Genomic DNA, 13,951 nt, shown 5'->3' on the forward strand with positions numbered 1-13,951 from the left:
GGAATAGTCCCATTTCATTTTCCCTCCCCTGCGCCATCTATACTTAGTGTTTTGCGTCTCTTTTCTCACTGGAGGAGTCATGCGGTGGACCCTGTTCATCCTTTTTTGTCTACTGGGCGCGCCTGCCCATGCGGTCGCCATACCCGGCGTGACCACAGGGACATCAACCAGCCAGCAAGCAGCGCCAGATCCCAGTCCTGAACAAAAAAAAGCGGCCTATGCGGCCCTGGCTGACGTACTGGAGAACGAGGCTTCACGTAACGAATTGATAGCGCAACTCCGCGAAGCCTCAACCACGCCGCCGACCGAGCCGGCGCCAGCGCTTGCGCCGCCTGCGGCCAAAGATGAGAAAACGGTACTGGAGAACGTCACCACCGTTACCCGTCAGTACGGCGATGCTTTCGCTACCCGTTTCGCCCAGCTTTATCGCAACATCACCGATGCGCCGCACAAGCCGTTTAACTCGCAAACCTTCACCAACGCGTTAACCCACTTTTTATTTCTGGCCGCCGCGGTATTTGGTTTTTATAGCGTGATACGGCTTTGCGCCCTGCCGTTATATCGAAAAATGGGCCTGTGGGCGCGCAAGAAAAACCGTGAACGCAGCAACTGGTTACAGCTCCCGGCGATGATCGTCGGCGCGTTTATTATCGACCTGCTGCTACTGGCGCTCACCTTATTTATCGGTCAGATGCTCAGTGATAATTTCCATGCGGGAAGTCGAACTATCGCTTTTCAGCAAAGCCTGTTCCTGAATGCCTTCGCGCTAATAGAGTTCTTTAAAGCGATTCTGCGGCTTATTTTTTGCCCTAATGTACCGGAATTACGCCCATTCGCGATTCAGGATGCGACAGCGCGTTACTGGAATCGCCGTATGAGTTCGCTTAGCAGTTTGATTGGCTACGGGCTGATTGTTGCCGTTCCGATTATTTCCAATCAGGTGAATGTTCAGGTTGGCGCGATGGCTAATGTGGCGATCATGCTCTGCATCACCATCTGGGCGCTGTACCTGATCTTTAAAAACAAAGCGGAGATTACGCAACATTTATTAAGCCTGGCGGAACGATCATTAGCCTTTTTTAGCCTGTTTATCCGCGCCTTTGCGCTGGTGTGGCACTGGCTGGCCAGCGCTTACTTTATCGTGCTGTTTTTCTTCTCGTTATTCGACCCAGGCAATAGCCTGAAGTTTATGATGGGCGCGACCGTGCGCAGTCTGGCGATTATTGGCATCGCCGCGTTTATCTCCGGTATGTTTACCCGCTGGATAGCGAAAACCATCACCCTGTCGCCCCATACGCAGCGCAATTACCCGGAACTGCAAAAGCGGCTTAACGGCTGGCTCTCCTCGGCGCTAAAAGTCGCACGCTTTTTGACCGTCTGCGTCGCCGTTATGCTGTTGCTCAACGCCTGGGGATTATTCGATTTCTGGCACTGGCTACATTATGGCGCGGGGGAAAAGATGGTCGATATCCTCATCCGTATCGCGTTAATCTTATTCTTCTCCGCCGTGGGATGGACGATTCTCGCCAGTCTGATTGAGAATCGCCTGGCCTCCGATATTCATGGCCGCCCGCTACCCAGCGCCCGCACGCGCACGCTGCTGACGCTGTTCCGCAATGCGCTGGCAGTGATTATCAGTACCATAACCATCATGATCGTGTTATCGGAAATCGGCGTCAATATCGCGCCATTGCTGGCTGGCGCAGGGGCGTTAGGTCTGGCTATCTCTTTCGGTTCGCAAACCCTGGTGAAAGATATTATCACCGGCGTCTTTATTCAGTTTGAAAACGGGATGAATACCGGCGACTTAGTCACCATAGGCCCGCTGACGGGGACGGTCGAAAGAATGTCGATTCGTTCCGTCGGCGTGCGGCAGGATACCGGGGCATACCATATTATCCCGTGGTCCTCGATCACCACTTTCGCCAACTTTGTGCGCGGTATCGGCTCTGTTGTCGCCAACTATGACGTGGATCGCCATGAGGATGCGGATAAAGCGAATCAGGCGCTGAAAGACGCGGTAACGGCGCTGATGGAGACGGAGGATATTCGCGGGCTGATTATCGGCGAACCCACGTTCGCCGGTATTGTCGGTTTAACGAACACGGCGTTTACTTTACGCGTATCGTTCACCACCCTACCGCTCAAGCAGTGGACAGTGCGTTTTGCCCTTGATAGCCAGGTGAAAAAGCATTTTGATCTGGCTAATGTGCGCGCGCCGGTGCAAACGTATCAGGTTCTGCCCGCCCCCACCGGCGGCCCGTCGTCTGATTCGCTGCCGCCGCGCGAACCGACGATTTAGCGTTTGCGGGTGATAAAACGGCGACGCTGGTCGTCATCCATAAAGGTCCAGGCAATAAAGCGGCTTTGCTTTTGCCCCTGGGCCATCTCTTTTTTCACCACTTTCACCGCGCCAGCCTCCGTCAACGCCCGGTAAAGCGGCGGTAAATTCTCGCCGCGCGACACCAACGTCGTAAACCACAACACCTGACGGCGGAAGGATTGGCTTTCAGCAATCATTTTTTTAATAAAGGCGACTTCGCCGCCTTCGCACCATAGCTCCTGCTGTTGACCGCCAAAGTTCAGCGCATCATCTTTATTCTGCCCCAAATTGCGGCGCTTACGCTCGCTGCCCGCGCGGGCTGCGGCGGCGGAGTCGTGAAAAGGCGGGTTACAAAGCGTTGCGTCATAAAATTCATTTTTATGAATAATACCGGTAAAAATGGCCGCCGGATCTTTTTGCCGACGCAGACGAATGGCGCGGCTTAACCCCGTATTAGCCTGAATGATAGCCTGCGCGCTGGACATCGCTGCGTCGCTGACTTCACTACCGGTAAATCGCCAGCCATATTCATGTACGCCGATAAGCGGATAAATACAATTGGCGCCCACCCCCACGTCCAGAATAGTTGCCTGCGCCGGAATACTCCCTGTCGTTTCGCCAAGCAGATCCGCCAGATGATGGATATAATCCGCACGACCAGGCACCGGCGGACATAAAAACCCTAGCGGAATGTCCCAGTGTGTAACGGCATAAAAATGCGCCAGCAACGCCTTATTGAGCGCTTTTACCGCTTGCGGATTAGCAAAATCAACGCTCTGTTCACCGGCGGGCGTGCGGATAAGAAAGGACGTCAATTCCGGCGTGGTCTGACACAGTGCGGCGAGATCATAACGGTGTTGGTGGCGGTTTCGCGGGTGTAACCCCGGTTTCTGGGCGGACATGGCATTCTCCTTTTAGCAGCGGCGTAAGATACCCGTATAACGCCACGGGGTAAATATACCACCGCGAATTCCCTGCCTCGCTCGTTTGATCGGATATCTGAATGACATTGGTTCTGCTCATGGTCTGAAAAGATCGCGCGATGCGATTTTTTCACCTGACGGCGCTACACTTAACCTCAGGTACCCTAAAATCAGGAGAGCGTGATGGCATCCGGCTGGGCAAATGACGACGCAGTGAATGAACAAATTAACAATACCATTGAAGATGCCGTTGCCCGCGCTCGCGGCGAACTTCCCCACGGCGAAAGTCGCGATGAATGCGAATCTTGCGGCGATCCTATCCCTGAAGCGCGGCGTAAAGCCGTGCCGGGCGTTCGGTTATGCATAGCCTGCCAACAGGAGAAAGATTTACATAACGCAACATTTTCAGGATATAATCGTAGAGGTTCAAAAGACAGCCAGTTACGCTGACTTTTCTTTACCGAAACCGCCAGTATTATCCATTCCTTTACGCTCATGCTTTTTAGCGTTCTGCGTCGCAGAATGTGCCGTTAACCTCGACTCTGTAAAGCCAGATGACAAGAAAGGTAAATTCAACCGTTGAATTAATTAATAATCAATAGGTTATTTGTCATTCAAAAATTTTGAGCAAGGCAGTCAATTCTATTCGATTTTATCTTTCGCAAAAAACCGTGATGCTCATCACATCGACGGAACATCGTCCCATAAACAGAATAACCTGCGAGAGATTAATCATGAAAACCATTAAATATGCTGTTGCAGCCATCGCGCTTTCCACCCTTTCTTTTGGCGCTTTTGCCGCAGAACCGGTTAGCGCGTCTCAGACGCAAAACCTGCATAAAATCGGCGTAGTGTCTGCCGATGGCGCCACCACGCTGGATGGCCTGGAAGCTAAACTGGCTGAAAAAGCCGCCGCTGCTGGCGCAAGCGCTTATAACATCACCTCCGCCGTAGGTAATGACAAAATGAGCGGCACTGCGGTGATTTATAAATAATTTACCTGCCCGCCAGATTTCAGGCTGTAACATCGCTGTTGTTTGAATTCTGACGGGTATTACCCTCGTCTGTTTGCCAACAGACCCACTGCTCCAACCCTCATTAACCCTGTTTGTTACCCTTATTTGCCCGTCCGCCACTGGACGGGCTTTTTTTATTCGCTAAAAGCCTGTTCGACGCGCGCAAGCCCGTCTTCTAACGTCGCCGCCTCTCCCGTCGCAACCAGACAACAGGCCATTTGCGTTTTTAATGATTGCGGCACCGGCTCGTGGCCGGCAAGGCAGCGCTCAATCCAGCGCGCGGTGATTTCAGGATCTTTAGTCGCAGGCAGTGAAAGCGGCTCGTCGTGCGTGTCGCTCTGACGCTCATGCAGTACCTGCACGCCACGGCTATCAATCAGGCTGATTTGCGGACAGCGTTGCGGGTTGGCATAGACTTCGCCTTCGGTACCATGCATCAGCAAAGCCCGCCCGCCAATGCGGCTAAAAAAGGTCGCCACACGCGGAACATATTCAGGATGAGAAACGCTTGATAAACGCAGCGCGGCATCCTCAGCAAATGGCGTCGCCAGCTTGGCCAGTGAATGCGCGCTGTTACGCACGCCCAACCGCCAGCGCATCGCCAGCTGTTTTTCCAGCGGCGGGCAGAGCGCGCTCACCGGGATAAACACCGGCTGGCGCCCGTCCAGTTTGGCCTGCGCTTGTCCACCGTGTAGGGTGGGGATAATCCCCATCAGCTCAAATATAGTTTCCGTCAGTACGCGGGTCGGATCTTCACTGACGCCGTGTACTACGACTGGGAAGCCCAATTTATGCAGCAGGATAGCCAGCAGCGGCGTTAAATTCGCCTGTTTACGCGCGCCGTTATAGCTGGGAATAACGACCGGCAACGGCCTATCTGCGGGCGGTGTCAGTTTGATGGTATGATTCTGCATGGCCTCATAAAAGCCCAGCATTTCGGCTTCGCCTTCGCCTTTAATACGCAGCGCCATCAATATACTGCCCATTTCCAGGTCGGGGATGTCGCCATTCAGCATTCGGGTATACAAACCGCGCGCGGTATCCAGATCCAGATCGCGGGCGTGATTTTTACCTCGCCCGATCTCTTTGATGATCTTGCGATAATCCATTGAAAGCTCCTTGAAGTGTGCTCACAGCATTAACGCCGTCGGCGGCGTGCAGGTTTTGCTTTTGGTTTTACTATAACGTCTGGCACGGCAGGCTGCTCTATCGGAAAAACAGGTAAGGCATTCAGTAAACGCTGTCCGTAGTTTTTGGTCAACAAACGCTTATCATAAATGACCACTTCTCCCCGACAGGCATGGCTACGGATCAATCGCCCTACCTGCTGAATTAAATTAAAAGACGCGCTTGGTAAACTTTGTACTTCAAACGGATAACGATTCAGGCTTTTTAGCCATTCGCCTTCGGTGATCACGACCGGGCTGTCGATCGGCGGGAAGGCAATTTTATGGATATGGACCTGCGTCAGCAGCTCGCCTTTAAGATCCAGCCCTTCGGCAAAAGACTGAAGCCCAACCAGCACGCTGCGTTCGCCGCTCTCCACCCGTTTACGGTGCAGCTCCACCAGCCGGTAACGCGGCTGGTCGCCCTGGACCAGGAGGAGTAAGCGCACATCAGCGACATGCTCCAGAAAACGCTGCATCGCCCGCCCGCTGGCGAACAGTACCAGCATACCATGATGTTTTTTGCTCTCCAGTTGCTCACGAAAATAGGCCGCCATTTCGGCAATATGCTGCTCTTCGTTATCAATGGTGGGTTCGTAGCGCATCTGAGGAATCACCAGTTTCCCCTGTTTCACATGATTAAACGGCGAATCCAGCGCCACAAAGCGGTCGCCGGCTTTTTCTTTTAAGCCGCTCATTTCCTGCAGACGCGAAAAGCTATTGAGCGAGCGCAGTGTCGCCGAGGTGACAATAATGTGCGGTACGCTGCGCCATAACAATCTTTCCAGCTGATCGCTGACGCGGATACCGACACAATGGAACCAGACGTGGAGTTGCCCTTCGCGTATTTCACGCGTCGCCCATTTGGACACCGGCGCGCCTGAAGACTGCGCCATCGAAGCCAGCCGCCATAATTTACTTTGCGCCTCGAACATTCCCAGCGCCCGGTTCATCTGTAAAATCACCCGATGCAAACGCACAATATCGTGCGACCCGGTTTTTTCGCTGAGATCGTTGAGAAAGGATTCCGCCAGCCCACGCAGCGTCTCGGTCAGCTTCGCCAGTCGCTGGCAGATTTCCATGACCTCATCAGGCAACTCGCCCATTGCAAAACGGTGCTCCGCCTCCTGCGCTGCGGGCATATACAGATTAAGAATGGCATTGAGCGAGGCGATCAGTTCGTATACCTCCTCGCAATGGGCGTTAAGTCGCTCAGGATTCGCTAACGGCGGCGTGGTCTTAGGGCGAAATTGCTCCATGCAGGTCGCCACCAGTTTGCTGAACAGATCCAGTTGCAAGCGATACCAGGAGGCGGTAATTTCCGCGCTCATCTCCAGCGCATCGCGAGCGACATCGGGCAGATGATGACCTTCATCCAGTACCAACAGCAGATGCTTTGGTTCCGGCAGTACGGCTTCACTTTCCATCGCCGCCATTACCAGCGCGTGATTCGCCACCACGACTTCCGCTTCCTGTATTTCACGTCGAGCGACAAAGAATGGACATTCGCGGTAATAGTGACAGTTGCGGTTCAGACAACTGGCTTTATCGGTACTTAATCGCCGCCACAGATCGTCGTCAATAGCAATGTCGGTATGATCCCGCAGACCATCCCATTTGTAACCGTCAAGATCCCCTTTCAGCCTGGCGCAACGCTTTTGCTCTTCCTGGTTGTTAGGCGTCAGTTCGTCATCAAGAAAGGCGAGCAGATCCTGCTGCGTAGGCTCGCTACTGGCGAGCGCCGCCAGGTTTCGCGGACACACGTAACGCCCGCGGCCAAAGGCGGCGGTAAAGCGCAGATCGGGGATGATTTTTCGTAGCAGCGGCAAATCTTTGCTAAAGATCTGATCCTGTAACGCCACGTTAGCGGTACTGACCACCAGTGTTTTTTGCTCTTCCCGGGCAATGGCGATACCGGGAATAAGATAGGAGAGGGTTTTCCCGACGCCGGTCGGCGCTTCAATAGCCAGATGTCTCCCTTCTTCCCCGGCCAGCGTTCTGGCGACGTCAGCAATCATCTGCCGCTGCGGCGCACGGGGAATAAAGTCGGGAATCTGGTCCTGAAGCGCCTTATACCAGGCGGCGATTTGCGCTTTCAGCGCAGCGGTCAATGCCATGAGAAAACCTGAAGTACTGTATAAACAGCCACTATTGTGGCACATTTCAGGGGCGGGAAGTACCTTTTTTGCCGGTTCTGGAAGGCGGCTCGCAACGCGATGTGTATTTTGCCGGATGACGGTGCAAGCACCTTACCCGGCCTACGTATTTGCATAGTCCGTAGGCCCGGTAAGCGTCGCACTACCGGGCATGTTGCCGGATAAAATTTACTGGGCAGGCGTGATTCTGCGCGGGCGACGCGGCGGACGTGCTTTGTCGCCAGCGGGTTTCCCCTCGCCTGTGCGCGGTTTTGGTTTCGCCTTCGCCGCCCCGCTATCCTGACGTCGCGGCTGCTGACTGCGCCCCGCTCCCCCCTGATTTTGTCCGCGTCCACGACCGCCGCCGCCGCCGCGCTGCTGACGGCCATTCTGAATCGGCTCCGCTTTAATCGACGGGTCGGGCTCATAGCCCGGCGTCGTAATGCGTGGGATCTCTTTTTTCAGCAATTTTTCGATATCACGCAACAGTTTATGCTCGTCAACACAGACCAGCGACAGCGCCTCGCCAGTTGCCGCCGCGCGACCGGTACGGCCAATACGGTGTACATAATCTTCCGGCACGTTCGGCAGTTCATAGTTGACCACGTGCGGCAGCTCTTCAATATCCAGACCACGCGCCGCAATATCCGTCGCTACCAGCACGCGAATATCGCCGGATTTAAAATCGGCCAGCGCGCGGGTACGTGCGCCCTGCGATTTATTACCGTGGATCGCCGCGCTGCGAATACCGTCTTTATTAAGCTGTTCCGCCAGATGGTTCGCGCCATGCTTGGTGCGGGTGAAGACCAACACCTGCTGCCAGTTGCCCTGGCCAATCATCTGCGACAACAGTTCACGTTTGCGTTTTTTATCGACAAAGTGCACGTGCTGCGTCACCTGCTCTGAGGCCGTGTTGCGGCGCGCCACTTCGATTTCCAGCGGGTTGCGTAACAGCTTTTCGGCAAGCGCTTTGATGTCGTCGGAGAACGTGGCGGAGAACAGCAGATTCTGACGCTTCGCCGGCAGTTTCGCCAGCACGCGACGAATGTCGTGAATGAAGCCCATATCCAGCATACGGTCGGCTTCATCCAGTACCAGAATCTCAATCTGATCCAGCTTTACGGCATTTTGATGTTCCAGGTCGAGCAGACGTCCCGGCGTCGCCACCAGCACATCCACGCCGCCGCGCAGTTTCATCATCTGCGGATTGATGCTTACGCCGCCAAATACCACCAGCGAGCGAATATTGAGATATTTACTGTAATCTCTGACGTTTTCGCCAATTTGCGCCGCCAGCTCGCGGGTTGGAGTGAGGATCAACGCGCGCACCGGGCGACGACCTTTAGCATGCGGCTGATGGGTAATCAGATGCTGCAACAATGGCAGGGTAAAACCCGCCGTTTTACCGGTTCCGGTCTGGGCGCTGGCCATCAGATCGCGGCCTTCCAGCACGGCGGGAATCGCCTGTTGCTGAATAGGGGTAGGTTCACGGTAACCCTGCTCGGCAATGGCGCGCAGGATATCAGGGTTTAATCCCAGGGAATCAAAAGACATAACTACTCCGGACCGCCCCGACCGTTGCCGGTGTAGTTTTCAGGGAGATGCTCAAATTTGGAATGACAAAAACCACAATGTCATGAAGGGGCGGAGTGTAGCAGTTTTTGTGATGCGGCGCATAAATTATCCCGGAAGGTAGCAAAGACAAATTAATCGACCACACTGGACAAGTGCCATTATGAGTCATAGTCTTAATCAATCGATTGATTAAAAATTAGGGCGTGTGATGAATATTCCCACTACGACCACCAAGGGCGAGCAGGCGAAAAGTCAGCTCATTGCCGCCGCGCTGGCGCAGTTTGGCGAGTATGGCCTCCATGCCACCACACGCGATATCGCCGCGCTGGCGGGGCAAAATATTGCCGCTATTACTTACTATTTCGGCTCAAAAGAGGATTTATACCTCGCCTGCGCCCAGTGGATTGCCGATTTTCTTGGCGAAAAATTTCGCCCCCATGCTGAAAAAGCGGAACGTCTGTTTAGCCAGCCTGCCCCTGACCGGGACGCCATACGCGAGCTCATTCTGCTCGCCTGCAAGAACATGATTATGCTGCTGACGCAGGAAGACACCGTTAACCTGAGCAAATTTATTTCACGCGAGCAGCTCTCTCCCACGTCGGCCTATCAATTGGTTCATGAACAGGTTATCGATCCGTTGCACACCCATCTGACAAGATTGGTTGCCGCTTATACCGGCTGCGACGCCAATGATACGCGCATGATTTTGCATACCCATGCCTTACTGGGCGAAGTGCTGGCGTTTCGTCTCGGCAAAGAAACTATTCTGTTACGTACCGGCTGGCCGCAGTTTGATGAAGAAAAAGCGGAGCTGATTTACCAGACGGTAACCTGCCACATCGATCTTATTCTGCACGGTTTAACGCAAAGGAGTCTGGACTGATGAAAAAACCTGTCGTTATCGGACTGGCAATCGCAGCGATCGTCGCTGTGATTGCCGGTGGAACCTGGTGGTATCAAAGTCGGCAGGACGATGGGCTGACGCTATACGGTAATGTCGATATCCGTACCGTCAATATCAGCTTTCGCGTCGGCGGCAGGCTGGCGTCGCTGAATGTTGATGAAGGCGATACTATCAAAGCCGGACAGGTGCTCGGCGAACTGGATCACGCGCCATACGAAAACGCGCTAATGCAGGCGAAAGCTGGCGTGTCGGTCGCGCAGGCGCAATATGATTTGATGCTGGCAGGCTATCGCGATGAAGAGATAGCCCAGGCCGCCGCCGCCGTCAGACAGGCGCAAGCCGCCTATGACTACGCGCAAAACTTTTATAACCGTCAGCAAGGATTGTGGAAAAGCCGCACCATTTCCGCTAACGATCTGGAAAATGCCCGCTCATCGCGCGATCAGGCGCAGGCGACGCTGAAGTCCGCGCAGGATAAACTGAGCCAGTACCGTACCGGTAATCGTGAACAGGATATCGCCCAGGCGAAAGCCAGTCTGGAACAGGCAAAGGCCCAACTGGCGCAGGCGCAGCTTGATTTGCAGGACACCACGCTTATCGCGCCTGCCAACGGAACCTTGCTCACCCGCGCGGTCGAGCCTGGCAGTATGCTGAACGCCGGCAGCACGGTATTAACACTCTCGCTGACCCGCCCCGTCTGGGTGCGCGCCTATGTCGATGAACGCAACCTCAGTCAGACGCAACCGGGGCGCGACATTCTGTTGTATACCGACGGTCGTCCTGACAAACCTTACCACGGCAAGATTGGTTTCGTTTCGCCCACCGCGGAATTTACGCCGAAAACCGTCGAAACGCCGGATCTGCGTACCGATCTCGTCTATCGCCTGCGCATTATCGTCACCGATGCGGACGATGCGTTACGCCAGGGGATGCCAGTCACGGTGAAATTTAATGACGAGGCACGGCATGAGTGAGGCCGTTATTACGCTGAACGGTCTGACGAAGCGCTTTGCGGGAATGGATAAACCCGCCGTCGCGCCGCTCGACTGTACCATTCATTCCGGTTATGTCACCGGGCTGGTAGGGCCGGACGGCGCAGGAAAAACCACGCTGATGCGTATTCTGGCGGGCCTGCTCAAAGCCGATGGCGGCAGCGCGTCCGTATTGGGCTTCGACCCGATACAAAACGACAGCGAGCTGCACGCGGTTCTGGGCTATATGCCGCAGAAATTCGGTCTGTATGAAGATCTTACCGTCATGGAGAACCTCAATCTCTATGCCGATTTACGCAGCGTTACCGGCGAGATACGGGAAAAGACCTTTGCCCGTTTGTTGGAGTTTACCGCCCTCGGCCCTTTCACTGGCCGTCTGGCGGGGAAATTGTCCGGCGGGATGAAGCAAAAACTGGGGCTGGCCTGTACGCTGGTCGGCGAACCGAAAGTGCTGCTGTTGGATGAACCGGGCGTTGGCGTTGACCCGATTTCACGGCGCGAGTTGTGGCAAATGGTCCACGAACTGGCGGGCGACGGGATGCTGATTTTATGGAGCACCTCCTATCTGGATGAAGCCGAACAGTGTCGCGATGTGCTGCTGATGAATGAAGGCGAGCTGCTCTATCAGGGCGAACCTAAAGCGCTGACGCAAACGATGGCCGGTCGTAGCTTTCTGATGAGTAGTCCACAGGAAAACAACCGTAAGTTGCTACAGAGAGCGCTCAGACTGCCGCAGGTGAGCGACGGCATGATTCAGGGACGTTCGGTACGCCTGATCCTGAAAAAAGAGGCGACCGCAGCAGATATTCGCCAGGCCGAAGGGATGCCGGAAATCACCCTCAATGAGACCGCGCCGCGCTTCGAAGATGCGTTTATCGATCTGCTTGGCGGAGCGGGAACCTCGGAGTCTCCGCTGGGTTCAATCCTGCATACGGTTGAAGGCACTGCCGGCGAAACGGTGATTGAAGCGCAGGAACTGACGAAAAAATTTGGCGATTTCGCGGCTACGGACCATGTTAATTTCGTCGTACAGCGCGGCGAGATTTTTGGCCTGCTCGGCCCGAACGGCGCGGGTAAATCAACCACCTTTAAAATGATGTGCGGCCTGCTGGTGCCGACGTCCGGCAAGGCGCTGGTGCTGGATATGGACCTGAAAGTCAGCTCCGGCAAAGCCCGTCAGCATCTGGGCTATATGGCGCAAAAATTTTCGCTTTACGGCAACCTGACGGTTGAGCAGAACCTGCGTTTTTTCTCCGGCGTCTACGGTTTGCGGGGCCGCGCGCAAAATGAAAAAATTCAGCGCATGAGTGAAGCGTTTGGTCTGAAAAGCATCGCGTCGCATCCCACCGATGCGCTGCCGCTGGGCTTTAAACAGCGACTGGCGCTGGCCTGCTCGCTGATGCACGAACCGGATATTTTATTCCTTGATGAACCAACGTCCGGGGTTGATCCCCTCACCCGCCGTGAATTTTGGCTGCATATTAATAGCATGGTGGAAAAAGGGGTCACGGTAATGGTGACGACCCACTTTATGGATGAGGCGGAATATTGCGATCGCATCGGACTGGTTTATCGCGGGAAGCTTATCGCCAGCGGTACGCCGGACGATCTCAAAGCGCAGGCCGCCGATGAGCAACAGGCCGATCCAACGATGGAGCAGGCCTTTATCACTCTCATCAATGACTGGGATAAGGAGCATACGCATGAGTAAGTCTCTCTCCTGGCGCCGCGTGCGTGCGTTGTGCGTCAAAGAGACGCGCCAGATCGTGCGCGATCCCAGTAGCTGGCTGATTGCGGTGGTGATCCCGCTGCTGTTGCTGTTTATTTTTGGTTACGGCATTAACCTCGACTCCAGCAAACTGCGGGTGGGGATTCTGCTTGAACAACAAAGCCAGGAGGCGCTGGATTTCACTCATGCGATGACCGGTTCACCCTATATCGACGCGACCATTAGCGATAACCGCCATGAATTAATTGAAAAAATGCAGGCCGGACGCATTCGCGGACTGGTGGTGATTCCGGTGGATTTCGCGCAGCAAATGGCGCGCGACGGTGACAGCGCGCCGATTCAGGTGATTACCGACGGCAGCGAGCCAAACACCGCCAACTTCGTTCAGGGTTATGTGGAAGGCATCTGGCAAATCTGGCAACAGCAGCGCGCGGAAGATCGCGGCGACACCTTTGAACCGCTCATCGACGTCCAGACGCGCTACTGGTTTAACCCGGCGGCGATCAGTCAGCATTTTATCATTCCCGGGGCGGTGACCATTATCATGACGGTAATTGGCGCAATCCTCACCTCGCTGGTCGTTGCCCGCGAATGGGAGCGCGGCACGATGGAGGCGCTGCTCTCAACCGAAGTGACGCGTGTTGAACTGCTGCTGTGTAAGCTTATTCCCTATTACTTTCTCGGTATGCTGGCGATGCTGCTCTGTATGCTGGTATCGGTGTTTATTCTCGGCGTGCCGTATCGCGGTTCGCTGGTGATTCTGTTTATCATCACCAGTCTGTTTTTACTGAGTACGCTGGGGATGGGGCTGTTGATTTCCACCATCACTCGCAACCAGTTTAACGCCGCGCAGGTGGCGCTGAACGCCGCCTTTTTACCCTCGATTATGCTGTCCGGATTTATCTTCCAGATAGACAGTATGCCTGCGGTGATCCGCGCGGTGACCTATATTATTCCGGCGCGCTATTTTGTTAGCACCCTGCAAAGTCTGTTTCTGGCCGGCAATATTCCGGTCGTGTTAGGCGTTAACGTACTGTTTTTAATCGCCTCGGCGGTGATGTTTATTGGCCTGACGTGGCTAAAAACCAAACGACGGCTGGATTAAATATGTGTATGGATAATTGTCGTCGTAGGCCGGATAAGGCGTTCACGCCGCCATCCGGCATTATGCCTGATGCGCTTTGCTTA

The 13,951-nt window shown here is 54.6% G+C and carries 11 protein-coding genes; 7 read left to right on the forward strand and 4 right to left on the reverse strand.

From position 1 onward, the window contains the following. The first annotated feature begins 79 nt into the window (after nt 1-79). On the forward strand, nt 80-2,302 hold the full coding sequence (gene ybiO / locus HV477_RS04815; RefSeq protein WP_079899224.1) for a mechanosensitive channel protein: 2,223 nt from the start codon (nt 80-82) through the stop codon (nt 2,300-2,302). Here ybiO and rlmF read toward each other — a convergent pair. Next, the gene (gene rlmF / locus HV477_RS04820) at nt 2,299-3,225 is read right to left on the reverse strand and encodes a 23S rRNA (adenine(1618)-N(6))-methyltransferase RlmF (RefSeq protein ID WP_079899223.1); all 927 of its coding nucleotides are present in this window, start codon (nt 3,223-3,225) and stop codon (nt 2,299-2,301) included. The two genes, ybiO and rlmF, sit on opposite strands and share 4 nt — an antisense overlap. Before the next feature lie 204 nt (nt 3,226-3,429). On the opposite strand from rlmF, the gene HV477_RS04825 reads away from it, so the two are divergent. After that, a complete protein-coding gene (locus HV477_RS04825) occupies nt 3,430-3,696 on the forward strand; it encodes a DksA/TraR family C4-type zinc finger protein (protein ID WP_000146330.1) in 267 nt (88 codons plus the stop codon). Nucleotides 3,697-3,980: 284 nt separating this feature from the next. Beyond that, nucleotides 3,981-4,241 carry a DUF1471 family protein YbiJ gene (gene ybiJ / locus HV477_RS04830; protein WP_000849089.1) on the forward strand — a complete coding sequence of 87 codons (261 nt, stop codon included), beginning with the start codon at nt 3,981-3,983 and terminating at the stop codon, nt 4,239-4,241. 155 nt (nt 4,242-4,396) lie between these two features. Here the strand turns inward: ybiJ and ybiB are convergent, their stop codons facing one another. From ybiB to rhlE, 3 genes are all read right to left on the reverse strand, one after another. Continuing rightward, on the reverse strand, nt 4,397-5,371 hold the full coding sequence (ybiB, locus tag HV477_RS04835; RefSeq protein ID WP_079899222.1) for a DNA-binding protein YbiB: 975 nt from the start codon (nt 5,369-5,371) through the stop codon (nt 4,397-4,399). A gap of 29 nt (nt 5,372-5,400) precedes the next feature. Continuing rightward, complete coding sequence (dinG, locus tag HV477_RS04840) at nt 5,401-7,545, reverse strand: ATP-dependent DNA helicase DinG (RefSeq protein WP_079899221.1); 2,145 nt, start codon at nt 7,543-7,545, stop codon at nt 5,401-5,403. A gap of 207 nt (nt 7,546-7,752) precedes the next feature. Then, entirely contained in the window at nt 7,753-9,117 is a 1,365-nt protein-coding gene (rhlE, locus tag HV477_RS04845) for an ATP-dependent RNA helicase RhlE (protein WP_000007059.1), read from the reverse strand. 229 nt (nt 9,118-9,346) lie between these two features. Between rhlE and cecR the strand changes: the two genes are divergently transcribed. From cecR to HV477_RS04865, 4 genes are read left to right on the forward strand one after another with little or no spacing between them, the layout of a single operon-like run. Next, nucleotides 9,347-10,021 (forward strand): transcriptional regulator CecR, encoded by a 675-nt coding sequence (gene cecR / locus HV477_RS04850; RefSeq protein WP_001025254.1) that lies wholly within the window; start codon nt 9,347-9,349, stop codon nt 10,019-10,021. Continuing rightward, the gene (hlyD, locus tag HV477_RS04855) at nt 10,021-11,016 is read left to right on the forward strand and encodes a secretion protein HlyD (protein WP_000743436.1); all 996 of its coding nucleotides are present in this window, start codon (nt 10,021-10,023) and stop codon (nt 11,014-11,016) included. Before cecR ends, hlyD begins: the two co-directional genes overlap by 1 nt. Continuing rightward, the gene (locus tag HV477_RS04860; protein WP_079899220.1) at nt 11,009-12,745 is read left to right on the forward strand and encodes an ATP-binding cassette domain-containing protein; all 1,737 of its coding nucleotides are present in this window, start codon (nt 11,009-11,011) and stop codon (nt 12,743-12,745) included. Before hlyD ends, HV477_RS04860 begins: the two co-directional genes overlap by 8 nt. Continuing rightward, nucleotides 12,738-13,868: an ABC transporter permease gene (locus tag HV477_RS04865; RefSeq protein WP_000045765.1), complete on the forward strand. Its 1,131-nt coding sequence runs from the start codon at nt 12,738-12,740 to the stop codon at nt 13,866-13,868. Before HV477_RS04860 ends, HV477_RS04865 begins: the two co-directional genes overlap by 8 nt. Nucleotides 13,869-13,951 lie beyond the last annotated feature (83 nt).

The organism is Salmonella sp. SG203, from assembly GCF_013350575.1.
GTDB lineage: Bacteria > Pseudomonadota > Gammaproteobacteria > Enterobacterales > Enterobacteriaceae > Salmonella > Salmonella enterica.

Bases quoted from the DNA above. Each gene is read 5' to 3' on its own strand.
- cecR (WP_001025254.1), top strand. From the start codon at position 9,347: ATGAATATTCCCACTACGACCACCAAGGGCGAGCAGGCGAAAAGTCAG.
- ybiB (WP_079899222.1), bottom strand. From the start codon at position 5,371: ATGGATTATCGCAAGATCATCAAAGAGATCGGGCGAGGTAAAAATCAC.
- ybiO (WP_079899224.1), top strand. From the start codon at position 80: ATGCGGTGGACCCTGTTCATCCTTTTTTGTCTACTGGGCGCGCCTGCC.
- rhlE (WP_000007059.1), bottom strand. From the start codon at position 9,117: ATGTCTTTTGATTCCCTGGGATTAAACCCTGATATCCTGCGCGCCATT.
- dinG (WP_079899221.1), bottom strand. From the start codon at position 7,545: ATGGCATTGACCGCTGCGCTGAAAGCGCAAATCGCCGCCTGGTATAAG.
- ybiJ (WP_000849089.1), top strand. From the start codon at position 3,981: ATGAAAACCATTAAATATGCTGTTGCAGCCATCGCGCTTTCCACCCTT.
- rlmF (WP_079899223.1), bottom strand. From the start codon at position 3,225: ATGTCCGCCCAGAAACCGGGGTTACACCCGCGAAACCGCCACCAACAC.
- HV477_RS04825 (WP_000146330.1), top strand. From the start codon at position 3,430: ATGGCATCCGGCTGGGCAAATGACGACGCAGTGAATGAACAAATTAAC.
- HV477_RS04860 (WP_079899220.1), top strand. From the start codon at position 11,009: ATGAGTGAGGCCGTTATTACGCTGAACGGTCTGACGAAGCGCTTTGCG.
- HV477_RS04865 (WP_000045765.1), top strand. From the start codon at position 12,738: ATGAGTAAGTCTCTCTCCTGGCGCCGCGTGCGTGCGTTGTGCGTCAAA.
- hlyD (WP_000743436.1), top strand. From the start codon at position 10,021: ATGAAAAAACCTGTCGTTATCGGACTGGCAATCGCAGCGATCGTCGCT.